General features: G+C 65.1%; 21 protein-coding genes, 1 tRNA gene and 1 pseudogene. 13 read left to right on the top strand and 10 right to left on the bottom strand.

What is annotated here, in order from left to right; all coding sequences use genetic code 11:
- The first annotated feature begins 16 nt into the window (after positions 1–16).
- The 3 genes from pgsA to RIB52_RS04075 all read left to right on the top strand — a co-directional run bounded on the left by pgsA (position 17) and on the right by RIB52_RS04075 (position 2715).
- On the top strand, positions 17–625 hold the full coding sequence (pgsA, locus tag RIB52_RS04085; RefSeq protein WP_350173208.1) for a CDP-diacylglycerol--glycerol-3-phosphate 3-phosphatidyltransferase: 609 nt from the start codon (positions 17–19) through the stop codon (positions 623–625).
- Positions 626–717: 92 nt separating this feature from the next.
- Positions 718–1896, top strand: coding sequence for a hypothetical protein (locus RIB52_RS04080; RefSeq protein WP_350173206.1), 1179 nt, complete (start codon positions 718–720; stop codon positions 1894–1896).
- Between the two features lie 3 nt (positions 1897–1899).
- On the top strand, positions 1900–2715 hold the full coding sequence (locus tag RIB52_RS04075; RefSeq protein ID WP_350173204.1) for a trypsin-like serine peptidase: 816 nt from the start codon (positions 1900–1902) through the stop codon (positions 2713–2715).
- Positions 2716–2748: 33 nt separating this feature from the next.
- On the opposite strand, the gene RIB52_RS04070 is transcribed toward RIB52_RS04075, so the two are convergent.
- Positions 2749–3618: a metallophosphoesterase family protein gene (locus RIB52_RS04070; RefSeq protein ID WP_350173202.1), complete on the bottom strand. Its 870-nt coding sequence runs from the start codon at positions 3616–3618 to the stop codon at positions 2749–2751.
- The gene (locus RIB52_RS04065; protein WP_350173200.1) at positions 3615–4529 is read right to left on the bottom strand and encodes a hypothetical protein; all 915 of its coding nucleotides are present in this window, start codon (positions 4527–4529) and stop codon (positions 3615–3617) included. The genes RIB52_RS04070 and RIB52_RS04065 overlap by 4 nt, the downstream gene beginning before the upstream one ends.
- Positions 4530–4803: 274 nt before the next feature.
- On the opposite strand from RIB52_RS04065, the gene RIB52_RS04060 reads away from it, so the two are divergent.
- Positions 4804–6993: a M3 family metallopeptidase gene (locus RIB52_RS04060; protein WP_350173198.1), complete on the top strand. Its 2190-nt coding sequence runs from the start codon at positions 4804–4806 to the stop codon at positions 6991–6993.
- Positions 6994–7027: 34 nt separating this feature from the next.
- Here RIB52_RS04060 and RIB52_RS04055 read toward each other — a convergent pair whose 3' ends face one another.
- Positions 7028–7204, bottom strand: coding sequence for a hypothetical protein (locus RIB52_RS04055; protein WP_350173196.1), 177 nt, complete (start codon positions 7202–7204; stop codon positions 7028–7030).
- A 106-nt stretch (positions 7205–7310) separates the two neighbouring features.
- The gene (locus RIB52_RS04050) at positions 7311–8765 is read right to left on the bottom strand and encodes a coiled-coil domain-containing protein (RefSeq protein WP_350173194.1); all 1455 of its coding nucleotides are present in this window, start codon (positions 8763–8765) and stop codon (positions 7311–7313) included.
- Positions 8766–9049: 284 nt separating this feature from the next.
- On the opposite strand from RIB52_RS04050, the gene RIB52_RS04045 reads away from it, so the two are divergent.
- Positions 9050–9775 (top strand): Flp family type IVb pilin, encoded by a 726-nt coding sequence (locus RIB52_RS04045; RefSeq protein WP_350173192.1) that lies wholly within the window; start codon positions 9050–9052, stop codon positions 9773–9775.
- 158 nt (positions 9776–9933) lie between these two features.
- On the opposite strand, the gene RIB52_RS04040 is transcribed toward RIB52_RS04045, so the two are convergent.
- The gene (locus RIB52_RS04040) at positions 9934–10842 is read right to left on the bottom strand and encodes a hydrogen peroxide-inducible genes activator (RefSeq protein WP_350173190.1); all 909 of its coding nucleotides are present in this window, start codon (positions 10840–10842) and stop codon (positions 9934–9936) included.
- Positions 10843–10856: 14 nt separating this feature from the next.
- Positions 10857–12059: a ribonuclease D gene (gene rnd, locus RIB52_RS04035; RefSeq protein WP_350173867.1), complete on the bottom strand. Its 1203-nt coding sequence runs from the start codon at positions 12057–12059 to the stop codon at positions 10857–10859.
- 196 nt (positions 12060–12255) lie between these two features.
- Here rnd and aspS point away from each other — a divergent pair, with 196 nt between their 5' ends.
- Positions 12256–14055: an aspartate--tRNA ligase gene (gene aspS, locus RIB52_RS04030; RefSeq protein WP_350173188.1), complete on the top strand. Its 1800-nt coding sequence runs from the start codon at positions 12256–12258 to the stop codon at positions 14053–14055.
- A gap of 153 nt (positions 14056–14208) precedes the next feature.
- Here aspS and RIB52_RS04025 read toward each other — a convergent pair whose 3' ends face one another.
- Positions 14209–14643 carry a DUF2383 domain-containing protein gene (locus RIB52_RS04025; RefSeq protein ID WP_350173186.1) on the bottom strand — a complete coding sequence of 145 codons (435 nt, stop codon included), beginning with the start codon at positions 14641–14643 and terminating at the stop codon, positions 14209–14211.
- Between the two features lie 254 nt (positions 14644–14897).
- Between RIB52_RS04025 and RIB52_RS04020 the strand changes: the two genes are divergently transcribed.
- The 7 genes from RIB52_RS04020 (at position 14898) to RIB52_RS03990 (ending at position 20367) form a co-directional block, all read left to right on the top strand.
- The gene (locus RIB52_RS04020) at positions 14898–15134 is read left to right on the top strand and encodes an acyl carrier protein (RefSeq protein WP_350173184.1); all 237 of its coding nucleotides are present in this window, start codon (positions 14898–14900) and stop codon (positions 15132–15134) included.
- 182 nt (positions 15135–15316) lie between these two features.
- Entirely contained in the window at positions 15317–16576 is a 1260-nt protein-coding gene (gene fabF, locus RIB52_RS04015; RefSeq protein WP_350173182.1) for a beta-ketoacyl-ACP synthase II, read from the top strand.
- Positions 16577–16580: 4 nt separating this feature from the next.
- Complete coding sequence (gene mltG / locus RIB52_RS04010) at positions 16581–17546, top strand: endolytic transglycosylase MltG (RefSeq protein ID WP_350173180.1); 966 nt, start codon at positions 16581–16583, stop codon at positions 17544–17546.
- 129 nt (positions 17547–17675) lie between these two features.
- The gene (locus tag RIB52_RS04005; protein WP_350173178.1) at positions 17676–18194 is read left to right on the top strand and encodes a 2'-5' RNA ligase family protein; all 519 of its coding nucleotides are present in this window, start codon (positions 17676–17678) and stop codon (positions 18192–18194) included.
- Between the two features lie 124 nt (positions 18195–18318).
- Positions 18319–18395 (top strand) — tRNA-Met (locus tag RIB52_RS04000).
- A gap of 541 nt (positions 18396–18936) precedes the next feature.
- Complete coding sequence (locus RIB52_RS03995; protein ID WP_350173176.1) at positions 18937–19428, top strand: META domain-containing protein; 492 nt, start codon at positions 18937–18939, stop codon at positions 19426–19428.
- Positions 19429–20367, top strand: a complete 939-nt coding sequence (locus RIB52_RS03990) for a hypothetical protein (RefSeq protein WP_350173174.1) — start codon at positions 19429–19431, stop codon at positions 20365–20367.
- A 46-nt stretch (positions 20368–20413) separates the two neighbouring features.
- Here the strand turns inward: RIB52_RS03990 and RIB52_RS03985 are convergent, their stop codons facing one another.
- The 3 genes and pseudogenes from RIB52_RS03985 to RIB52_RS03975 form a co-directional block, all read right to left on the bottom strand.
- Positions 20414–21514, bottom strand: coding sequence for a patatin-like phospholipase family protein (locus RIB52_RS03985; protein WP_350173172.1), 1101 nt, complete (start codon positions 21512–21514; stop codon positions 20414–20416).
- A 173-nt stretch (positions 21515–21687) separates the two neighbouring features.
- Entirely contained in the window at positions 21688–23049 is a 1362-nt protein-coding gene (locus RIB52_RS03980; RefSeq protein ID WP_350173170.1) for a mechanosensitive ion channel family protein, read from the bottom strand.
- Positions 23050–23065: 16 nt separating this feature from the next.
- Positions 23066–23462, bottom strand: a pseudogene (locus RIB52_RS03975) (6-aminohexanoate hydrolase); the annotation flags it as partial.

The raw sequence follows: 23462 nt of genomic DNA, 5'->3' as shown, positions 1-23462 counted from the left end.
TAAGGCGGGCCGCGCCATGCTGACATTGCCCAACATCCTCACGCTTTCGCGCATTCTCGCAGTGCCGTTGCTGGGTTTTTTCCTGTGGTGGCCGGATTGGTCGCTGGGCTATCTCGTCGGCTTCTTTCTCTACTGCCTGATCGCGCTGACCGATTATCTCGACGGCTATCTCGCCCGGGCGCAGGGGGCGGTATCGAAGCTCGGGACATTCCTCGATCCGATCGCGGACAAGATCATGGTCGCCGCCGTCATCCTGATCCTGACCGCGCAGGGATTCCTGCGGGGCCCCTATGTCGGCGATTTTCACGCCATTGCCGGGCTTATCATCCTGCTGCGCGAGATCGCGGTATCGGGGCTCAGGGAATTTCTCGGCGGGTTGCAGGTTTCCGTGCCGGTCTCGCGGCTGGCCAAGTGGAAGACCGCCTTCCAGCTCGTCAGCCTCGCCGCGCTAATCCTGGGCGGCGCGGTGCACGGCCAGCCCTGCCAGGCGCTGGGCGAGGGGTGCAAGAGCGTCGCGGAAAGCTGGCTGCATGTCGCCGGGCTGACGACCCTGTGGACGGCGGCGGTGCTGACTCTGGTGACGGGCTGGGATTACCTGCGCGTGGGGCTGCGCCACATGGATTGAGGGGCGGTCCATCGGCGCGCCAAATAGAATTGGAAGTATTCGCCATAATGGGATAGTAAAGAGCGCGAATGTTTCAGCCGAGGGGGCAGCTCATGAATGTTCGCCATTTCCTTTTTTGCACGTTCGCCTGTGTCGCATTGCCGATCGCCCCGCTCAACGCCGGCGGCAATGTCTCCGACAAGCCAGAGCGTAAAAGCGAAACTTTCGTGCGCGCGGCCCGGCCCGGGGAGTATCAAACCAAGATTAATAAGAAATTCGATGCCGGCCCGGGCAAAGAGGTTCCGGGACTACAGGGAAGCCCTTCTGACAAGGCGCTGAAGGGCGCGAAGGTCCTTTGCGACCTGCCTTTCGGCCCCCTCAATGGGGATGACGAGCTTATCGGTTCACGGCCGCAACCCGAGGCCGGAGCCGCGCTGATCGGAGCAGTGGCGACTTCGCTGTTCAAGTTCGCCTTCAAGAAGGAGGCGAAGGCGATCGAGAAGGAGTTGGCCCGTTACAAGTCGGAATATTCGGCGAGCATCTCCATCCCCGCCTTCGAGCGCAGTGAGGAGGGCGACCTTCGGCCTGTCCCGCGCTGCCTTCGTATCGTGCGTGCAAGTCGGCCCAAAGGCACCGGCGAAGCAAATGATGTGGAAGTGGAATTCGATGCGATCCTCTTTGTCCACTGGGTGCCCGAAGCGATGGCATGGCAGCTTGTTCCAATCGCAATCGCGACGGGTCGGCCGGTCGCGAAGGGGTCCTCGGTCGGCTTTGCCATGTCGTTCGCCGGAACCTCACCTTACGTCGAAGACGGGATCGGCAAACAGGCGACGCTGAACGAAACCGTCATTGCCAAAGGCAAATACGCGCTGTCTTCGGATGCAGAGTATCCTGACAAGATGAAATGGGCGGCGCCGGTAAAATATTGCGACATGCTGGAGCGGTTGCCTGTCGTCGAAACCGAGGAGGCCGGGACGGACAAGGATCAGGCCGCCACTGGGGCATCATCCGAAAAGACGATCGCTGATTACCTACTCGATTGCAGCATCACATCCCCAACCGCGCGGACCGGGATCGTCCCCGGCGCAGCGCTGCTGCCGATACCGGGCCAGGTTCCGCAGGCCGGGCGGGTGAGCAGTGCGAGCCTCGCTTTCAAGATCGTCGAAACCGGCAAGGGCAGGCGCAAGGCCAAGCTCGAGGACTGGAAACTGTTCGCCGAAACAGCGGGAGGCGATATCGGCGGGGCCTTGGGCGCTGCGATCGGCGAACTGCTCAAAGGCGATGACGAATAGGGGGTGGCCGTTATCGTATCGCCTCGTCAGCGGGCTCCCCTGGCCGCGCGCGCGCCTCGCGGCGGGGTCTTTCCTGGCCGTGCCGCTTCGATCCATGGGGGCGCTCACCAGCCCAAAGCCCTGCCTTGCGATTGGTCGGGCAACGGCCGCAGGCGCGAGATCTCGCCGCAGGACCGTCCGTATAACGCGATCTGCAAACTCGAAGGATCGCGACCCGCCACCGGGTTCCTGATCTCGGACCGGCATGTCCTCACCGCGGCCCACGCCGTGCGGTGCATCACCCATGCAATCGTGAGGTTTCCGGGGACCGGTGCGAAGCCGATCAAGGTTCCTGCGCACAAGTGCCGTATTCACCCGCGATACAAGCCAGGCCAAGATTGTGACAACAATAACTGGGCGTTCGACCTCGCTGTCATCCCGCTGCCATCCAGGCTCAGGATCGCACCGCTTCCGCTGGCGTTCATCTCGCAAGCGCGGTTCGATCAGTCCCGGCTCGAGATCGCTGGCTATGTCGATGGGGCATTGCTTGCTTACAGGGAAGGCGATGGCCCATTCTGCTCCAGCAATATCGGGCAAAGGGAAGCCGCGCTGCGTCTCCCGCTTGTCCACCACCGGCTCGACACGAGCCGGTCGCAAAGCGGTTCTCCGCTGATCGCTTTCGGAGCCGACGGGGAACCCGTCGTCGTCGGGGTGCATGTCGCCGGCCCGCGTAGCAATGTCTTTGGGGGGCTGGGCAACCGCGCCTGCGCGTTTCGACCCGAGCTGCAGGGGCCGGGATTCTCGCTGCCTATTCCCCCCCCTGCCGGGGGCACTTCCTAGCGCCGTCCCCTGACGCACGCCCTGACGCACGCCCTAACGCACCGGCGGATCGACCCGCGGGACCTGTCCGACCGGGGCGACCGGGTCGCCGTCCTCGCGCGGCGGGCGCGCGTCCTCGGGCACGTCGTCGATCTGCATGTCGCGCGTATTCACCTCCTCCAGATTGCGCGCGGTCACGCTCAGGCTCTCGCCGTCCCAGCACAGCTCGTTGAAGGAGGGCGGGGTCGAGCGGGTCCGTTTCGACAACGTCCCCGCGCCGATCATGCGCACCGGGCCCTCCGTCGTCTCTTCCATGATATCGAACGGATCGTGGACATGCCCGCTGATCACCGCCTCGACCGGGCGCCGCGCCAGTTCCGCCAGCGCCTTGCCGCCATGGCGGGTGAGCGCGGTGCCTTCGGTTCCCACTTCGCGCAAGGGGTGATGCACCGCGACGAGCGCGCGGCGACCTTCGGGCAGGGCGTCGATCGCGTCCAGGCACTTGGCGAGCGCCCGGTCCGTGACCCAGCCTTTCGACCAGTTCAGCCGCGGCTGGGCGCGCACCGCGGTCTTGAGCGGCACGATGACGAGGCCGTTCAAATCGATTGCGCGCTCGATCAGCTTCGCCATGCCCTTGAACCGCTTGTAGGGATCGAAGAAGCGTTCGACGGGGTTGAAATAGGGCATGTCGTGATTGCCGACCTCGACGGTGACGGGCACGTCGAGGCCGGTGATCCAGTGGATCGCAGCATTGAATTCGCGGTGCCGCGCGCGCATCGTCAGGTCGCCTGTGATCGCCACCGCGTCGGGGCGGCGCTCGGCGATTTCCCGCTTCACCCAGTCGAGCGCCTGGTTGTCCTCCAGCCCGAAATGGATGTCGGACAGGTGGAACAGCAGGCGGTTGGCATCCTTGCGACCGGTCATGCCGGCCTCGCTTTCGTCCCGAGGCCCATGATTTCGAGGGCGAAGGGCTCGCGCCGGATCCGGACCTCGGCCCCCGTCCGGGCGTGCTCCCCGTCGATCATCAGGTCGATGGTCGATCCTTCGACCGCTTCGATCCGGGCGCGGTCCATGATGCCGAGCTCGTCGAACGGACCCTCGCGGAAATCGCGCCGGGCCATGGCGAGGCCCTGGCGCAGCCAGTCGCCGAGATTTTCCATCCGGTAGCCGCGGGCCACCATTGCCCCGTCCGGCAGCGAGAAGTGGAGGCCGGGATAGCCCTCTTCGCGTCCCGCAGCCGGATCGGCGAGGCGCGCCAGAGCCCCGCTCGCCGCCTCGCGGGTGATGTCGAGCGATTTCGCCGCCGCTTCGCCCATGTCGCGCGCGCGTATGTCTTCGCGCACGTCGGCCCAGCGCGCGCCGGGGCCGCACAGGATTTCGGCAAGGGCGGTGTGGCCCGCGCAGCGCATGCAGTGCCGCCGCGTGCCGACGAGATCGCCGCGCGCCAGCATGGCGGCGATCTCCGGCGCGCAAAGCGTGCCGAACATGGCCGTGGCAAGCAGGTTCTGCGTGCCGCCCGGCAGTGCGAGCACCGCGCCGTCCCAGCCCTCCGCCTCCAGCCTTGCGAAATGGCGCGAGATCGTCCCGTCGCCCGCGAAAACGACGAGCAGCCGCGCCCCCAGCTGATCGAGCGCGGCGCGGCCGGGCAATTCGTCCAGGCGGCAGTCGAAAGTGCGCACGCCCGCCCCGCCTTCGCCTCTCTCGCCGCCGCCGGACACGGCGCCGCTGCCCGGGAGTGCGGCGCGCACATCGGCGACTGCCCGTTCGCTGTAGCTGCCGCTCGCACTGTTGACGACAAGGACCGGGGGCAGAACGGGGCACGCGTTTTTGTTCATGCACTTATGACGCATCGCACGCGCGCCTGTTCCGGTGGGGGCAGGCTTTCACACGGTCGAGGGGCGGCTTGCAATCTGCGGCAATCCCCTGTTCAAGTCGCGCCTGTTAAACGGTGCATCGCATCGGCGGGCCGAGCGCCCGCAAGACCTGAATTAACAAAGAGAGACTTTTATGAAGGCCCGCATCATGGCCCCTGTTCTGACGACTGTTTCCTTCGCTGCGCTGGCTGCCGGCAGCGCGCTTGCAACGCCCGGAGAGACGACGAGCAAAAGCATGACCCAGACCGCCCCCATCTCCGCCGCCGAGGCAAGCTCCGCATACGCGACACCCGAGGGCACGGGCTATTTCGCCTCGCCCAGCGACCTGCCGTTCCGCGCGCCCGATTTCACCCGGATTTCCGAGTACGACTACCTCCCCGCCTTCGAACAGGGCATGGCGATCCAGAAGGCCGAGGTGCGCGCGATCATCGACAATCCGGCGCCACCGACGTTCGGGAACACCATAGTCGCGCTGGAAAAATCGGGGCGGATGCTGGGGCGCGTTTCGGCCGTTTTCTTCGCGCTGACGGGTTCGAACACGACCGACCGGCTCGATGAAATCAACAAGGAAATCAGCCCGAAACTGTCGGCGCACAGCGATGCGATCCTGCTCGATCCCGATCTCTTCGCCCGGGTGAAGGTGGTCTACGATGCGCGCGCCAGCATGACGATGACGGTGGAGGACGCGAAGCTGCTGGAGGAAACCTATGCCGACATGGTTCATGCCGGCGCGCTGCTCACCGATGCCGAACGCGAGCGGGTGAAGGCGATCAACACGCAGCTTTCGATGCTGACCACCGAATTCGGCCAGGTGCTGCGCGATGCGACCAACGACCAACCGCTGATCGTCGACACGCGCGAGGAGCTTGCCGGGCTTTCGGACGCCGATATCCGCGCCGCCGCCGACCTCGCGGCGGAACAGGGCATGCCGGGGAAATACGCCATCGCGCTGCAGAACACGACGCAGCAGCCGCTCTTGCCCGCGCTCGCGAACCGCTCCGTGCGCGAGGCCCTGTTCATGCGCAGCTACACCAGAGCCGACGGGACGAACCCGGAATACGACACGCGCATGATCCTTGCGAAGATCGCCCGGCTTCGCGCTGAAAAGGCGGCGATTTTCGGCAAGGAGGACTGGGCTAGCTACACCATGTACGACCGCATGGCGAAGGTCCCTGCAACCGCGCTTTCCTTCATGGAGCAGATGGTCCCCGCGCTCGCCGCAACCCAGCGGCGCGAGGCGGAAATGCTCAACGCGGCCATTCGCGCCGAGGGCGGCAATTTCGAAGTGCAGCCCTGGGACTGGTATCGCTATGCCAACAAGGTGAAAGCCGATCGTTACGATCTCGATGAGAGCGCGGTGATGGAATATTTCCAGATCGACCGCGTGCTCGAGGACGGCGTGTTCTACATGGCGAACCGGCTCTATGGCCTCACCTTCGAGAAGCGCGACGACATCCCCGTTTACCACCCGGACGTCTCGGTCTACACCGTGTTCGAGGAGGACGGGTCCGAGCTCGGCCTGTTCTATTTCGACCCCTATCAGCGCGAATCCAAGCGGGGCGGGGCGTGGATGAGCAATTTCGTCGACCAGTCGCACCTGTGGGGGACGAAGCCGGTCATCTACAACGTGCTCAACATCCCCAAGGCGGCAGAGGGCGAGGTGCAGCTCGTCGGTTTCGACGATGTGAACACCATGTTCCACGAATTCGGCCATGCGCTGCACGGCCTGTTCGCGGACCAGAAATATGAAAGCCTGTCAGGCACGGCGACCGCGCGCGACTTCGTCGAATATCCCAGCCAGGTCCACGAAATGTGGGCGACCGACCCGGAAGTGCTGCAGAACTATGCCAGGCACTATCGCACCGGCGAGACGATCCCGATGGACATGGTCGAGAAGATCGAGGCCGCCTCGCGTTTCAACCAGGGCTATGATTTCGGCGAGGTGGTCGAGGCCGCGCTGCTCGACATGAAATGGGCTGCCCTGTCTCCGCAAGAAGCCGCCGCGATCGACACGCCGGACAAGGTCACGGCCTTCGAGGAACGTTCACTCGAGGAACTCGGGCTCGAGATCGACCTTGTCCCGCCGCGCTATCGCTCGACCTATTTCAACCACATCTTCAGCTCGCCCGCAGGCTATTCGGCGGGCTATTACAGCTATCTGTGGACCGAGATGCTCGACCGCGACAGCCGCGAATGGTTCCGCGAAAACGGCGGCCTGACCCGCGCAAACGGCCAGCATTACCGCGACACGGTGCTCAGCCGGGGCGGGACGATGGACTATTTCGAGATGTATGAAAACTTCGCCGGACGGCAGCCGGACGTGCAGCCGATGCTGGAGGCGCGCGGACTGGTTTCGGGCGACGAGGCGGCGGACAGCGAAGCCTCCGACGGCAGGCTGCCGCCCCGCTCGCTTGGCGAATCGTGACCTGAGCAATCGAGGCGAGGGCGGGGGCGCGGGTCTATTCCGCGCGCCGCTCTCGCCGTCGATAAACCACCTCGGTCACCGCGAATACGAGCGCCATGAGCGCGTGGGGAAAAACGCTGTTGCCCGCCGCGTAACTGACGATCGTAGCGATCACGCTGCCGATTATGACCGCGATGCTCCCCGCCTTTACGAACTTGCTGCGTGGTTCCATGTGGCGCGCCCTTCCTGCCGGGCAGGATCATGCCACGATCCGCGCCGTTTCGCCAAGAGGACCGCGTGGAGGCCCGGCTTTCGGGCCGATTGCGTCCGCCTCGCGCCTAGCGGGCGTGCGGCAGGCGGGCGACCTTGCCGCCCCCGGCGGCGATGGCGGGTTGCGCTTCGCCCCCGCCTGTCTTGCCCCCGCCCGCCTTGCCCCCGCCCGTCTTGCCCCCGCCCGTCTTGCCCCCGCGCGGCGCGAGGGGCATCGCCACCAGCTCGCCGCCCGCGCCCGCTTCCCCGCCGGCGCGGCGATAATGGTCGAGACTGCCCTGCAGCCCCCTCATCTTTTCGTGCAATTCATCGTTTTCGCGCTCGACCCTTTCGAGCCGTTCGACCTTGCGGGCGAGCGCCCGGCTGTCCTTGCGTGCCTCGGCCAGCGCCTTTTCGAGCCTCGCGCATTCGTCCTGCGTGGCGGCGAAGCGGCGGTTCACCTCGCCCAGCCTATCGCCATGGTCGCGGATCGCGCTGCGGGTCGAGCCGAGTTCCTGCTTCACCTGTTCGGTCTCGCGCGCCATCGCCACGGACTGGTCCTTGAGATTGCGGTTCTCCTCGCCCAGCGCGCGGTTCTCCTCGCGCATTTCATCGAGCAGGCGGCGCGTGACCTCGTGCCCGCTGCGTTCCTGTGTCAGCTCGCCGGTCAGCGCATAGGCCTTCGCCTCGAAAGCGATCTCGAGATCGGCCCGCGCCGTTTCCAGCGTGCGGGCACGCTCGCGCAGGGTCTCGTGTTCTTCCTCGAGCCTTTCGTGGCGGCTCTGCGCGGTCGCGAGCTTTTCGGACAATTCGCCGACCCGCCGCTCCTGCGCGGCGCCGTGCTCCTCGCTTTCGGCGATCCGTTTCGCATCGCGCTCGGCCGCGAGGCGCGCTTCGTCGCTGGCGTGGCGCGCCTCTTCGAGCGCGCGGTCGCGTTCGCCAAGGGTGGTGCGCAGGCGCGCGATTTCCATCTCGCACTGTTCGCGCGCGGCCCGGTTTTCATCGGCTTCGCGAGTCAGCCTCGCGGCGGTTTCCGACAGGCCGCGGGCGCGCTCCCTGGCTTCTTCATGCGCGCGGTGCATTTCGCCGCGCTCGCGCATCGCCGTTTCGAGCCGACGCTCGGCCCGCCCCGTTTCCTCCCGCGCTCGGGCGAGGTCTGCGGCGAGCTCCTCGCCGCGCGCCTCGAGCCTTTCGGCCTCGCGCTGCCGCTCGTCCAGCCGGCGGGCGAGGTCGCGGTTCTCCTCGGCGAGGCCGGGGACCCGCTCCGCCTCGCTTTCCAGTTCGGCGATCAGGCGCGCGATCCCCTCGGCATCTGCGCGCGCATCGTGCATCGCGCCCATCACCGCGTCGAGCTGGCCGCGCAGCGCCTCGGCCCGCTCGGTCCGGTCGGGGGATGAGGGGGCGGTCTTAGCGCGCGCGGAATTTCCGGCCGTCCCGCGCGAGGGGCGCGGGCCTGCCGTTCCGCGCGCGGCGGCGCGACCTGCGGGGGCGGGGGCTAGCGGCCGGGAAGGGGTGAGGAAGGAGGAAAGCCTGAATTTGCGCATGATCAATCCCTGTGCCGGGTCCCGGGTGGGGCGCGCGAGGCTTGGTGGGGATGGCGCGCCGTGTTCTCGCCATGGATAATGCGCGATTCATAATTTCCGCGCAGTTGGGCCGGGCCCCGGGGATTCTGCCTAGGCAGGCCTCGATATGGTTCCGGCCGGCGCTGCATCGGGGCGGGAGGCGGAAAAGGCGGGCGGGGGGCCTATTTGTAAATTGTTTATTTCCGTTTGGCACGTAGCACCCCGAATAACGGGGTGTGACAATGGTAAAGGCTGTCAGGAAATGCATGCGCGATTCCTCCGGTGCGACCGCGATGGAATACGGATTGATCATTGGATTCGTCGCGCTCGGATCGGTCGGGGCCCTGACCGCTCTGGGTGCGGGGGCCAGCGACAGCTTTGACGAAGTCAATACGAACCTCTCCAGCGAGGCAGGCGGTTCGGGCAATGGGGGCTCGGGCAATGGAGGGTCCGGCGGCGGGTCCGGCGGGGGCAATTTCGGCGAGGATGATGGCGCCGGGTCCGGCGGGGGCGGCGGCTCGGGCGGTAGCGGCTCGGGCAGTGGCACGGGAGGAAGCGGTTCGGGCGGCGGCGACCCGGGCAGTGGCTCGGGCGGTGGCGGCTCGGGTGGCGGATCGGGCGGCGGCTCTGGTGGCGGCGGCTCGGGCAGTGGCGGCGATGATCCGGGCGGAAACGGTGGCTCCGGCGGCAATGGCAATGGCTCGGGCGGCAATGGCAACAGTGGCGGCGGCAACGGCGGCGGCGGTAATGGCGGCAACGGCAACGGCGGCGGTAATGGCAACGGTGGCGGCGGCAATGGCAACGGTGGCAATGGCAACGGTGGCAACGGCAACGGTGGCAACGGCAACGATGACCGCGACGAGGACGATCGCGATAACGAAGAGGACGAAGACGAGGACGAGGACTACGACGACGAAGAGGATGAAGACGACGAAGACGACGAAGACGAGGACGAGGACGACGATCCCTGGTGGAGATGGTGGCCCTGGTGATGATCGGCTGAGAGGCGCGGATGATCGCAGGACGGCATCGCGCCGGCCGCCGGACCGTTGCCCGAGAATTGCTCTTCAAGCGTCGCAAGGGCGCGTCTCGACTTCGCCCGGGCGCGCCAAGTGCGCGTTTCCGCAGCATTCGCTCGGCAGCCTGCCGATCAGCCCGCGCGCAGTTCCCCGGCAAGCAGCCTGAAATCCGCCTCGCGCGGGGAATTGCGCCGCCACACCAGCGCGATTTCGCGTTTCGCGCCCTCGCCCTCGACCGGGCGCGCCACGACCTCGGTCCCGGCGAGAATCCCCGCCTCGATCGCCATTTCCGGCAGCAGGGTGAGACCCAGATCGTTGTCGACCATCTGCACCAGCGTGTGCAGGCTGGTCCCGATCATGCTCGCGCTCGCCCGCAATTCGCTGCGGTTGCACGCGGCGAGCGCGTGTTCGCGCAGGCAGTGGCCGTCCTCCAGCAGCAGTAGGCGGCCAGAGGAAATCATCGGATCGATCATGTCGGGCGGGATTTCCTGCGGCGGATCGCGCGGATCGTCCTTGGGAAAGGCGACATAGAGCCGGTCGTCGGCGATATGTTCCAGTTCGACATCGCCGGTGTCGAAGGGAAGGGCGAGCAGCACGCAATCCGAGCGCCCATGCTGGAGGCTCAGCAAGGCATCCTGGCTGGTTTCCTCGCGCAGCATCAGTTCGAGCTCCGGGCGTTCGCGGCGCAGGCGCGGGAGCAGACGCGGGAGGATGAAGGGGGCGATCGTCGGGATGACGCTCATGCGCAGCTGGCCCGAAAGCGGCTTGCCCGCGGCCTGGACGAGGTCGGACAGCTCCTCCGCCTCGCGCAACAGCCGGCCCGCTTTCGTCACCACCTGTTCGCCCAGCGCGGTGAAGCGCACCACCCGGCGCGAGCGTTCGACCAGCGTCACGCCCAGCAGCGATTCAAGCTCGCGCACGCCGGCCGACAGGGTCGATTGCGAGACGAAGACGCTTTCCGCCGCGCGGCCGAAATGGCCGTGTTCGTGGAGCGCAACGAGATATTGCAGCTGCTTGATGGTGGGCAGGTAGGTGGACACGGGCCTACTCGCGCCTATTCCGCCGCCAGCCGGTCTTCCATGGCGGAGCGCATATCGTCGATATGGGTCATCTTGAGCTTGCCCTTTTCCACCGCGAAGGCGAGCTTGCCCTCGACGAGATCGAGCGCATCCTTGCCGAATACCTCGTAGCGCCAGCCCTTGAGGACATTGAGATCGCGCACCCCGGCGGCGAGCGCTTCCATTTCCTCGGCGCGGGTGAGCAGGCGGGCGGCGACATCGATTTCGCGCGCGCGGATTTTGAGCAGCAGTTTCAGAAGGTCCGCCACCAGCGCGCCCTCGCGGCCCAAAGGTGCGCCGCGCTTCATCTTCTCGGGCATCTCCTCCTTGGGCAGGGGTTCGGCCTCGGCGATGACCTTGAGCATGCGCTTGCCGATATCGTTGTCCTTCCACGCCGCCGACAGCCCGCGCACCTTGGCGAGATCGGCCTGTTTCTTGGGCGGATGGCTGGCGATGTCGGCGAGCGTTTCGTCGCGCATGATCCGTCCGCGCGGGATGTTCTTGTGCTGCGCCTCGCCCTCGCGCCAGGCGGCGAGCGCCTTCAAGCGCCCGAGCACCTGCGGGTTGCGCCCCGGCGAGCGGATGCGCTTCCACGCGGCATCGGGATCGATCAGGTAGTTCGATGGATCGGAGAGCCTTTCCATCTCCGCGTCGAGCCACACGCCGCGCTCGGTCTTGATCAGCTTCTTGAGGATCTTCGGGAAGATTTTCGACAGGTGGGTGACATCGCCGATGGCGTATTCGATCTGCCGGTCGGTCAGCGGGCGGCGCGACCAGTCGGTAAAGCGCGCACCCTTGTCGATCTGGATGTTCAGCCAGGTCTCGACGAGATTGGCATAGCCGATCTGTTCGGACTGGCTGATCGCCATCATCGCAACCTGCGTGTCGAATATGGGGTGCGGGGTCTTGCCGGTAAGGTTGACGATGATCTCGACATCCTGCCCGCCGGCGTGGAAGACCTTGAGCACGTCCTCGTTGTCGCACATCAGGTCGAGCAGGGGGGAAAGGTCGATGCCGTCGGCGAGCGGATCGATCGCGGCGGCTTCTTCGGTGTTCGCGATCTGCACAAGGCACAGTTCCGGCCAGTAGGTGTTCTCGCGCATGAATTCGGTGTCGACCGCGACGAAATCGGATTTCGCCAGCCGCTCGCACAGCTCTTCGAGGGCTTCGGTGGTCGTGATGAGGTCGTGTATGTGCATGTCGCTCATTATGTTGGTGGGCGGAGTGCCGCCCTCGGGGCCTTGCCGGTCCCTGGTGGAGAGGTCCCGCGCGACTTGACAAAGCGCCGGGCTTCGCCTGTTAGCGCGCGCATATCCGCTTGGGGCTTTGGCACCAGCCCGCGCCGGACATTGGCGCGCCCATAGCGCCTTACTCTCGAACAGGACAAGAGTTTAGATGCACGCCTACCGTTCCCATACTTGCGCACAACTTTCGGCCGAGAATGTCGGCGAGACGGTCCGTCTGTCGGGCTGGGTCCATCGCAAGCGCGACCATGGCGGGGTTCTGTTCGTCGACCTGCGCGACCATTACGGCATTACCCAGGTCGTCGCCGACGAGGATTCGCCGGCGCTGCCGGTGCTTGAACGCCTGCGCGCCGAATCGGTCGTCACCATCGACGGCGAGGTGAAGGCGAGGACGCCCGCGACGGTCAACGCGAACCTGCCGACCGGCGAAATCGAGGTGTTCGCCCGCTCCATCACCGTGCAGAGCGCGGCGGAGGAATTGCCGCTGCCCGTGTTCGAGGAGCCCGATTACCCCGAGGAAATCCGGCTGCGCTACCGCTTTCTCGACCTGCGCCGGGAAACCATGCACCGCAATATCGTGCTGCGCAGCCAGGTCATTTCCAGCATTCGCCGGCGCATGACCGAGCAGGGCTTCACCGAATTCCAGACCCCGATCCTGACCGCCTCGAGCCCCGAAGGCGCGCGCGACTTCCTCGTGCCCAGCCGGATGCACCCGGGCCGGTTCTACGCGCTCCCGCAGGCGCCGCAGATGTTCAAACAGATGATGATGGTGGCCGGATTCGACCGCTATTTCCAGATCGCGCCCTGTTTCCGCGACGAGGACCTGCGCGCCGATCGCAGCCTCGAATTCTACCAGCTCGACTTCGAAATGAGCTTCGTGACGCAGGAGGACGTGTTCCAGGCATTGGAGCCGGTGCTTGCGGGCACGTTCGAGGAATTCGCAGGCGGCAAGGCCGTGACCCCGGCGGGGAGCTTCCCGCGCATTCCCTATGCCGAGGCGATGCTGAAATACGGAACCGACAAGCCGGACCTGCGCAACCCGCTCGTCATCAGCGACGTCACGGGCCATTTCGAGCAGTCGGGCTTCGGCCTGTTCGAGAAGATCGTCGGCTCCGGCGGCGTGGTGCGCGTGGTCCCCGCTCCGAACACGGCGGATAAGAGCCGCAAGTTCTTCGACGACATGAACAACTGGGCGCGCGGCGAAGGCTATGCGGGCCTCGGCTATGTCACCCGCAAGGGCGGGGAATTCGGCGGGCCCATCGCCAAGAACCACGGGCCCGACCGGATGAAGGAGCTTTATGACGAGCTCGGCCTCGGCCCGGATGACGGCCTGTTCTTCGCCGCAGGCAAGGAGCCCGAAGCCGCCAAGCTTGCAGGCGCCGCGCGCACGCAGGTGGGCGAACAGCTCGGCCTCATCGAACAGGATTGCTTCAAATTCTGCTGGATCGTCGATTTTCCGATGTACGAGTGGGACGAGGAGGCGAAGCGGATCGACTTCTCCCACAACCCCTTCTCGATGCCGCAGGGCGAGATGGAGGCGCTGGAAACGCAGGACCCGCTCAGTATCAAGGCGTGGCAATACGATATCGTGTGCAATGGCTACGAGCTGTCTTCGGGCGCGATCCGGAACCACCGGCCGGACATCATGTACAAGGCCTTCGAGATCGCGGGCTACAGCCGCGAGGACGTGGATGCGAATTTCGGCGGCATGATCGAGGCGTTCAAGCTCGGCGCGCCGCCGCATGGCGGCTCCGCGCCGGGGATCGACCGGATCGTCATGCTGCTTGCGGGCGAAGAGGCGATCCGCGAGGTCATCGCCTTCCCGATGAACCAGAAGGGCGAGGACCTGATGATGGGCGCGCCCAGCCTTGCCGAGCCCAGGCAGCTGCGCGAACTCGCGATCCGCGTGGTCGAGCCGCCGAAAACGCCTGCAGCGGCCAAGGACGGCTGAACGCGCTAGAAAGAAGGGCACCCGGCATTTTCGCCGGATGCCCTGCGTGAAAGGCGTTTCGCTTTATCGTTCTGGTTGTTTCGGGACGGCTGGCCGTGCCTCTGGAAGGCCTTGGCCCCGCTGCCTTTGTAAAAATCCTGCCGTCGAACGCCGTCAGCCATATTGCCGATCGAGCACGTGGCCGAAGCTTTCACCCTCGTGCACGTCGCGCGCGGCGCGTTCGATCGTGCGGCGGGCGGCATCGTCCAGCCGATCGTCCGCGAGCGCGCTGTCATAGCGTTCGGCGAGATCGCTTTCGGCCGTTTCGATCCGGTGCGCGGCGGCCTCGTCCCCGTCCTGGAAGGCATCCATGACCGCGCGGATCAGATCGCCCGCCCGCGCCGAGGCGCTGGCATCCTTCACGGGCTCGCCCCCGCGTCCGGCGAGCGCCTCGTTGAGCATGTTGACGGTGCGGGTGCGCTGCGAAATGCGCCGTTCGAGCGTCTGTCGCAGCGCGCTGGCATGGGCTGTCTCGTGCGCGCGGCGATAGGCCTCGAGCGTGTCGTATGTGGCCTGTGCAAGGCCTTGTAGCATTTCCCTGTTGGCCATATCGGACCTCTCTCGCCTCCGGGTCTGAACCGGATTTCACCCGTGTTTCAAAAGACTTAATGCCGGGCTTGCCGATCCTATCCGGTGGGCGGGGCAGGCTGGTCGCGATCTGCGGCGAGGCGTGGTGCGCGTGCGTCGGCAGGGGCGCTCGTCGGAGGCCGCGATGCGAGGCCGATCCCCACTTGCGCTTGCCAGCGCCGTTGACTAGGGCCGAGCGTGACTTCTTTGCAAAACCCCAGACAAGAGGGACGAACATGAGCGAAACTGCCGACCGCGTGCAGAAGATTGTCGTCGAGCATCTCGGCGTCGAGGCCGACAAGGTCACTCAGGAAGCGAGCTTCATCGATGATCTTGGCGCCGACAGCCTCGACATCGTCGAGCTGGTCATGGCTTTCGAGGAAGAGTTCGGAGTTGAAATCCCCGACGACGCGGCGGAGAAGATTTCGACCGTGGGCGATGCGACCAAGTATATCGACGAACACAAGGGTTGATTCCCGGGGCTGATTGACCGCCCACGGCATGGCGCGCCCTTGCCTCTGCGACAGGCGCGCGAAGCTGAACGACAGGCCCTCAGCCCCATTCGCGGGCTGCGGGCCTTTGGTTTTCAGGCCCGATACAGCCGGGCCGCGCGCAGGGGTCATTGCCCCCTGTCCGGGAGACGAAAGGGATTGAAATGCGCCGTGTGGTTGTAACCGGGCTCGGTCTCGTCACCCCGCTTGGCGGGGATGTGGAGACCAGCTGGCGGAACCTGATCGCGGGCGAGAGCGGGGCGGGGCCCATCACCCGCTTCGACGCCTCGAACCAGAAATGCACCATCGCCTGCGAGGTGAAGCCCAAGGATCATGCCTGGGGGTTCGATGCCGACAGCCGTGTCGATCCCAAGATCCAGCGACAGGTCGATCCCTTCATCGTCTACGGCATCGATGCCGCCGGACAGGCGCTGGAAGATGCCGGCCTCACCGACATGACCGAGGAAGAGAAGCTGCGCACCGGCTGTTCGATCGGCGCAGGCATCGGCGGGCTTCCCGGGATCGAGCTCGAAAGCGTCAACCTGCACGAACGCGGGCCCGGCCGGGTCAGCCCGCACTTCGTCCATGGACGCCTCATCAATCTCGTCACCGGACAGGTGCAGATCAAATATGGCTTCATGGGTCCGAACCATGCGGTTGTGACGGCCTGTTCCACGGGTGCGCACTCGATCGGCGATGCTGCGCGCATGATCGCGGCAGACGATGCCGACGTGATGCTGGCAGGCGGCGCCGAAGGCACGATCAACCCGCTCGGCATTGCCGGCTTCGCGCAGGCGCGCGCGCTCAACACCAGTTTCAACGGACGCCCGACCGAGGCGAGCCGCCCCTATGACAAGGCGCGCGAAGGCTTCGTGATGGGCGAGGGCGCCGGCATCGTGGTGCTGGAAGAGTACGAGCGCGCCAGGGCGCGCGGCGCGACCATTTACGGCGAAGTCACGGGCTATGGCCTGTCGGGCGATGCCTATCACGTCACCGCGCCGCATCCCGAAGGCAAGGGCGCGGAACTCGCCATGCGCATGGCGCTGCGCAAGGCCGGGTTGGGCCCGGGCGACATCGACTATGTCAACGCCCACGGCACCAGCACCATGGCCGACACGATCGAGCTCGCCGCGGTCAAGCGCGTGCTGGGCGAGGACCTCGGCGGTGCCTCAATGAGCTCGACCAAGAGCGCGATCGGCCACCTTCTGGGCGGTGCGGGCGCAGTCGAAGCGGTGTTCTGCCTGCTCGCCATGCGCGACGGTATCGTGCCCCCGACATTGAACCTCGTCGACCCGGACGAGGGGACCGAAGGCATCGACCTCGTGCCCTTGAAGGCGCGGGAGCGCGAAGTGCGCGCCGTGCTCAACAATTCCTTCGGCTTCGGCGGGACCAATGCCTCGCTGATCATGCAGAAGGTCGACTAGGCGCGTGAGGCGGCTCGGCCTCGTCCTCCTTCTCGTCGTCGCACTCGTCGGGGCCGGGGCGTGGCTCGCCTATGCCCAGCTGGGCGAGGCGAACATCGAGGAGGAGACGGCTTTCGTCATTCCCTCCGGCGCGTCGATCAGGGCGGTGGCGGACAAGCTCGAGGCCGAAGGGCTCATCTCTTCGGCCGATGGCTTCGTGCTGAACGCCCGCCTGTTCGGCTCGTCCGAGCCGATCCAGGCGGGCGAATTCCGCCTGACGCCCGGCATGAGCCAGGCGCAGATCCTCGAAGCCTTCCAGACGGGCGACGTCATCCGCCGCTTCGTCACCGTGCCCGAGGGGATGCCGTCGATCATGGTGTGGGAGCGGCTGATGGCCGAGGAGCTGCTGACGGGCGAAATCGACGTGCCGAGCGAAGGCTCGATCCTGCCCGACACCTATTCCTTCGAGCGCGGGCAATCCCGCGCCGAACTGGTCGAGCGGATGCAGGCGGCGATGGATCGCTTCCTTGCCGAAGCCTGGGCCGAGCGCGCGCCGGGCATCGCGGTCGACACGATGCGCGAGGCGCTGATCCTCGCCTCGATCGTGGAAAAGGAAACCGGGAAACCCTCCGAACGTCGCATGGTCGCCGGGCTCTATTCCAACCGGCTGAAGGAGGGGATGCTGCTGCAGGCGGACCCGACCATCATCTATCCGATCACGAAAGGAAAGCCGCTGGGCCGCCGCATCCGCCAGTCCGAGATAGCGGCGGTCAACGATTACAACACCTACACCCGCACCGGGCTGCCCCAAGGGCCGATCACCAATCCGGGGCGCGAGAGCATCCGCGCCGTGCTCGACCCGGCGAAAACCAGCGCGCTGTTCATGGTCGCCGACGGGACGGGCGGCCATGTCTTTGCCGATACGCTGGAAGAGCACAACGCCAATGTCGCCGAATGGTATGCGCTGCGGCGCGAACGTGGGGAGATGTAGTCTTACTTGGCGAATTAGCGTGAGTCCCTGCGCAGGCAGGGACCTCAGGCCACGCTGTGCGACATCGACCGAGGTCCCAGCCTACGCTGGGACTCGCACCTTTCCGGCGCGGCATGCTACCCCGCCTCCATGTCCCGCCCCTTCATCGTCACCGCCGTCCTCCCGCCCGACATCCAGGGCTGGGCCGAGCGCCTGCGCCGCGCCCATTTCCCGGTCGAGCGCAACCACCTGCACGCCCACGTCACGCTGTTCCACGCCTTCGCGCCCTCGCTGCTCGACGAGTTGAAAGCTTTCCTGCCCGATATTGCCCGCGAGTTCGCCCAGCCGCAGGCGCGCATTACGGGCCTGATGGATCTCGGCAAGGGCACGGCGATCGCCCTCGCAAGCGAGGAATTGCTACGCCTGCGCGCGCTGATCGCCGATCATTTCCATGGCAGCCTGACCGATCAGGACCTGCACGAACCGCGCCCGCACATCACGATCCAGAACAAGGTGTCCAGGCAGGAGGCGCGCGCCCTGCAGGTGGCCCTCGCGCCCGAGATCGAGCCACGCGCCTTCGCGTTTCCCGCCCTCGACCTGCACCGCTATGAGGGCGGTCCGTGGAGCCATGTGAAGCGCATGGCTTTTCGCGGCAAGGAGCGTCCCTGAAGCCCCTGCCGGAACGCGTCGGGCAGGGCCTGGTGTCGGGACACACGGGGCGCTTGACCGCAGGCAAGGCCCGCCCTAAATGCCCCGCTCGCCCGGGCGACGTACCGGCGCGAATCCCTTACGGGGCGGAGTAGCTCAGGTGGTTAGAGCAGCGGAATCATAATCCGCGTGTCGGGGGTTCAAGTCCCTCCTCCGCTACCAATATCCTTGATGGATGGCCGAAGTTGCGGAGTGACCGCGTGGTCGCCGTTATCCGGGTGCGACGGTTCGGCAGTTTCTAGGACCTCCAACTTCGCGCCGTGCTGCGTCAGAGGGCAGTTGGCAGCTCCTCGATGCAGCTCTTCGTCGAACTGTTCTCATCCGGGCGGAGCACCGCTTACGTCCTCTCAGTGCCTGTCCGAAATGGCTTTTTCGAGAGCGGTCAGAATTCTGGCTTTGCCGAACTCGTCTGGCTGCGGCCACCGCGGTTAGCTAGGTAAAGAGAATGAAAAATTCGCTTGTTGCTGGCCCATGGGTCCGAGGGGGCACACTCGATGCCAATCGCTCCCCGGTCAGGACGGACGTTCGATCAGAAACAGGCGGTCGTCCTTGAGACTGCCCACTCGCCCGACGACCCCTAAGTCGATACCAGCCAGCCGCCGACCCGCCACCGCCCCATATTGGGCATGACCAATCTTGCGTAGCCATTGCCATCAGTCTCATTCTGAAGCGGTCCCATGCATATGTGGGAGGGGAGGCGCAGATGAAATCGATTGCTTTGCCGCTGGTATTCCTTCTCGCAGGGACCGGCTGCACGCATCAGGGCGCAGAACAAGGCGAAATGACCGAGATGGATCAGGGTATCTCTCTTGCCGAAACCACTTGGCGCCTTGCCGAGATCGCGGAGCATCCCGGCGATGCCGCTCTTGTCGGCGAGGTTGAGGCAGGTCTCTACACATTGGTCCTGGACCCCGATGGCAGGGCCGCGTTCCGGCTCGATTGCAATCGAGGCTTCGGTCGCTGGCAGGGGACGGTTCTGGAGAAGCAGGCGAGTGGGCAGCTTTCCTTTTCCCAGATCGGTGTGACGAAGGCGCTGTGTGCGCCGGATTCTATCAGCGACGCTGTGACTGCGGATTTGGCGCGGTTCGACACGTTCTCCCTGAAAGGCGAGCAGCTGGTTCTTTCGGATGCCGAAGGCACGCTTCGCTACGTCTGGAAGCCCGCTGAGCTTGAGGGCGAGCGAGGCGGCGAATAGATGGGCCGTCCTTCGCCAAGACTGCGCGGGATCAGCCGTTCCGCACTTTCCGCAAGCGCCATCTGCACCGCTTTCCTGACAGCGGCTTGGGGATCGCCGCTCGCCGCGCGGCCTATTGATCGGGACGTGGTCGCGACCTCGTCTTCCGGGAACGAGACGCTCGCGGCGACGCCGTCCAGCCTGGCCGGGATCGCGGAGAAGGGCGATGCCGCGCCTCGGCAGGATCGCCGCAGCGTCGAACCGGCATCGCCACAGGGTGACAAGGACCTAACCTTCATAGTGAGCCCCTATGTCTGGATCCCGACCGTGACCGGCAATATCGGCACTTCGGCGCAAGGGCTCGACTTTGCGCTCGATGCGGGCGACCTGCTCGACGTCTTCGAGTTCGGCGGGCTGATCCACGGCGAGGTGCGCCACAAGTCGGGCTGGGGCGTCTCGACCGATTACATCTTCGCCAATCTCGGGACGGGCGTCGATATCGTGATCGGCGACGTGGATGCCGATATCGATGCCGAGGTGCTCGAGCTGACGCTGGTTCGCCGGATCGACGCGGGCAGCGATGCGATCGACCTTTATGCGGGTATTCGGCGCTGGGACGCGGATGTCGCCATCGCGATCGACACCTTCTTCTTCGACGACACCATCGTCACCGGCGACGAATGGACCGACCCGATCGTCGGCGCGCGCTACCAGCACGAATTCGCGCGTGACTGGCGTGTGCTCGTGCAGGGCGATATCGGCGGTTTCGGCGCAGGTTCCGATTTCAGCTGGAACGCCGTTGCAGGCGTGTCTCATTCGCTGTCGGACAGGGCCTCGATCCAGCTTGTCTACAAGACATTGAGTGTCGACAGGCAAAGCCCGGCAATTGGCGATGGCCCGCCGATCGATCTCGATATCACGATTTCCGGGCCGCTCATCGGCTTTGCCTATCGTTTCTGACGCGCATCCCGCCAGCCGCCGGGATGGCGGAGTGGGATGCATTTGCTTACTGCTCGAATTCCCGGTCGAGGCAGCCGTTCTCTTCGACAGCGCTTTCCCGCCCCATGTCGAAGAACTGGTTCATCCGCTGCGTGTCGAAGATTTCCGCATCTTCCGCTTCGATGTCCTCCTCGATACCGCACAGCGATACCCGGACCCTGTTCCTTTGCCCGAACAGTCGAAGTCCCGAAAGAAATGTCTGGTCATGCGAGGTGAGCGTGACGGAGATCGAGCGCTGGAGGATCGACAAGGCATCCGCCCCGACGACCTCGAACTTGGGCTGGAGCCGGCCATTGTAGAGGATCCAGATATTGCGCTGGCCCGCGCGGGAGTTCAGCCGGCGTTCCAGCAATTCCAGCGGAAGAACGAAAAAGCTGCTGACGACGCCGCCATCGACATGCATCTCCGAAAAGCTGTGGGATCCGTCGTTCGCCTCTATGAAAACGGGCGGGAAAACGCCCGGAATGCTCGCCGAAGCCAGCAGCACCTGGCGGAACAGGGCGTCGCCCTGCGGCGTCCCTCGCGCTGCGACTGCACCCATGTCCCAGATCATTCCGCGCCCGGTGTCGAGCTGTGTCGTCATGACAAGCAACCGCCGCCCCTTTTCGTGTTCTGCCGCAATGCGATCCAGAAAGTCGCGGGTGGTGTATTTCGCGATCAGGTCCTTGAGCGGGTCGGTGCGGGCGACCGCAGATTTACCGAACAGGATGCCGAAGGGGCGGCTTCGATAGACATCGCTTGGCCCTATGCCGGTGTAGATCGTCCTGAGCGCTTCATCTTGCGAAGTGCCCAGGAAGGCGAAAGGTGCGATCAGTGCACCAGTGCTGACCCCGGTCACCAGGTCGAATTGCGGCCGCGATCCCTTGTCGCTCCAGGCATTGAGAAGTCCTGCCGTGTAGGCACCCTTGTCCGACCCGCCCGAGATGACGAGCATGTTTTCCGGGTCAGGCAGCCCGCTTGCCTTGCGGTCGGAATAGACCTGCCCGATCCACGCATTGTAGCGGGCCCGGTCGCTTCCAGACCAGAAGCGGACAGGTGAAGAGCCGTTATCGCCCGGCAGGATCGATGCGATAACCGAAGAAGGCTCGGTATATTCGATCCGCTCCATCCCGGCGCAGGCGGATGTCAGGAGGCCCAAGAGGCCGAGGGTAGCCCGCGCTGCATGTCCACCGGCCACGCGAATTAACGGCATTCCCCGCCGCGTGAACCTTTCGATACGAGATTGGGTCATTGTCACCATACGCGGATGCAGCCGCTGTTCCGTCGGCAGCGAGAGTGTTTCTAATTGCCTTGCGGCTCGCCCTGCGCCGCCTGTGCCGACCTGATATGCACGTCCTGCTGCGGATAGGGCATCGACAGACCCTTCTTGTCGAACGCTTCCTTCACCTGCCGGGTGAGGTCCCAGTAGACGTCGAGATAGTCCTCCGCGCGCACCCATGGCCGGCAGACATAATTGACCGAGCTTGCCGCAAGCTCGTTTGCCGCGACCGTCGGTTCGGGATCGGCGAGTATCTTGGGGTGGGCCGCGACGATTTCGCCGATCGTGTCGAGAACTTGCTGGATTGGATCATCGTAGGATGCGCCGAAGACGAGATCGACACGTCGCACGTCGCTGACCGAAGCATTGACGATGACATTGCCCCAGACATTGCGGTTGGGCACGATTATGATCTTGTTGTCGACCGTGGCGATCGTCGTGGCGACGATGCTGACATCCTTCACGGTTCCGCTCACCCCGCCGACATCGATGTAGTCGCCCTCGTCGAAAGGCTGGTTGACGAGGATCATCAGACCGCTCGCCAGGTTGCCGAGCGTGTCCTGGAAGGCGAAGGCGAGAATAAAGGATGCGCCTCCGATCAGAGCGAAGAGCGGGGTCACATCGATATCGACCGAGGCGAGCACCACCAGAACGCCGATGACTATGAAAATCCAGAAGAACATCGCCGCGATGAATGCCTGAAGCAGCTTCGACAGCTTCGAGAAACGGCCCAGCCAGACATGGACTATCCCGCGCGCGAAGCGGGCGACGAGAACGATGGCAGCCAGCGCCAGAAGCGCGATACCTATCCGCTTGAGTAGCGCTATCCCGCCATCGGGCCGACCCAGCCAGGTTACGAGGGAACCGATGAGCGCCGTCGTGCTGGCCTGCGAGGTCTCCTCGAAAAGCACCGCTTCGCGATAGGCGCGCAGATCGGCAACCCGGCCTTCGTCGCCCCCCTTTCGCGCGAAGGAATCGACTGCCATCGTGAAGCGCGAAAGCAGAGCGGCTCGCTTTTCGACCAGTTTTATGAGACGGGCAAAGCGCGGATCGCCTTCCTGAGCCGGATTGCGCGCGATGTCGGCCTGAAGATCGGCGATTTCCTGAGTCGCGTCACGAACATTAGCGAGCCAGGCATCGGTGACTTCGCCAAGCTCATCCTTGGTCAACGGGATAAGCAGATGCGAGAGTTCCTCGATCGTGACCGAGGGATCGGTAACGCGCTCGGGGAACGCTGTTTCCGGCTCGGTTCCGCCTGTTGAATCGGATTGCGCCTGTTCGGACGTATCCGGCGCCGGATCGGAAGATTCCTGGGCGAAAGCGGGGCCGGGAAGCAGCGCAAGCCACAGCGTCGCCGCAAACACCAGCAAATAACGTGTCATCATGGTGCGCTCCGGCCGCTCAGTCCTTGCCCATCAGATATTCGGCGACTGCCTGGTAGGCAGGCAATGAAGTGGGATCGATGAAGCCGTTCTGCGCCCTGGGATAGGAAGCGAAGCGGACCAGCACCATCTCGGCGGTCGGATCGACATAGATCGTTTGTCCATGGACCCCGCGCGCGGCATAGGCGCCGTGCTCGTTATGGAAGACCCACCACTGGCTGGTGTAGCTGCCGCCCGGAATGGTCGGGAAACCGGCGAATTTCGAGCGGTCACCTCCTTTCGCGATGCGCTCTGCGACCGCGGCCGGGAACAGACGCTCGCCGCCCGCTACGCCCTTGTCGAGCATGAGCTGTCCGAGCCGCCCGAGATCGCGCAGTCCGGCGGTAATGCCGCCGCCTGCGAACGGAACGCCCTTG

Source organism: Erythrobacter sp. (assembly GCF_040217515.1).
Taxonomy (GTDB): Bacteria; Pseudomonadota; Alphaproteobacteria; order Sphingomonadales; family Sphingomonadaceae; genus Erythrobacter.
The sequence above is the reverse complement of the archived record's forward strand: the minus strand, read 5'-3'. Positions and strand labels throughout refer to the sequence as shown.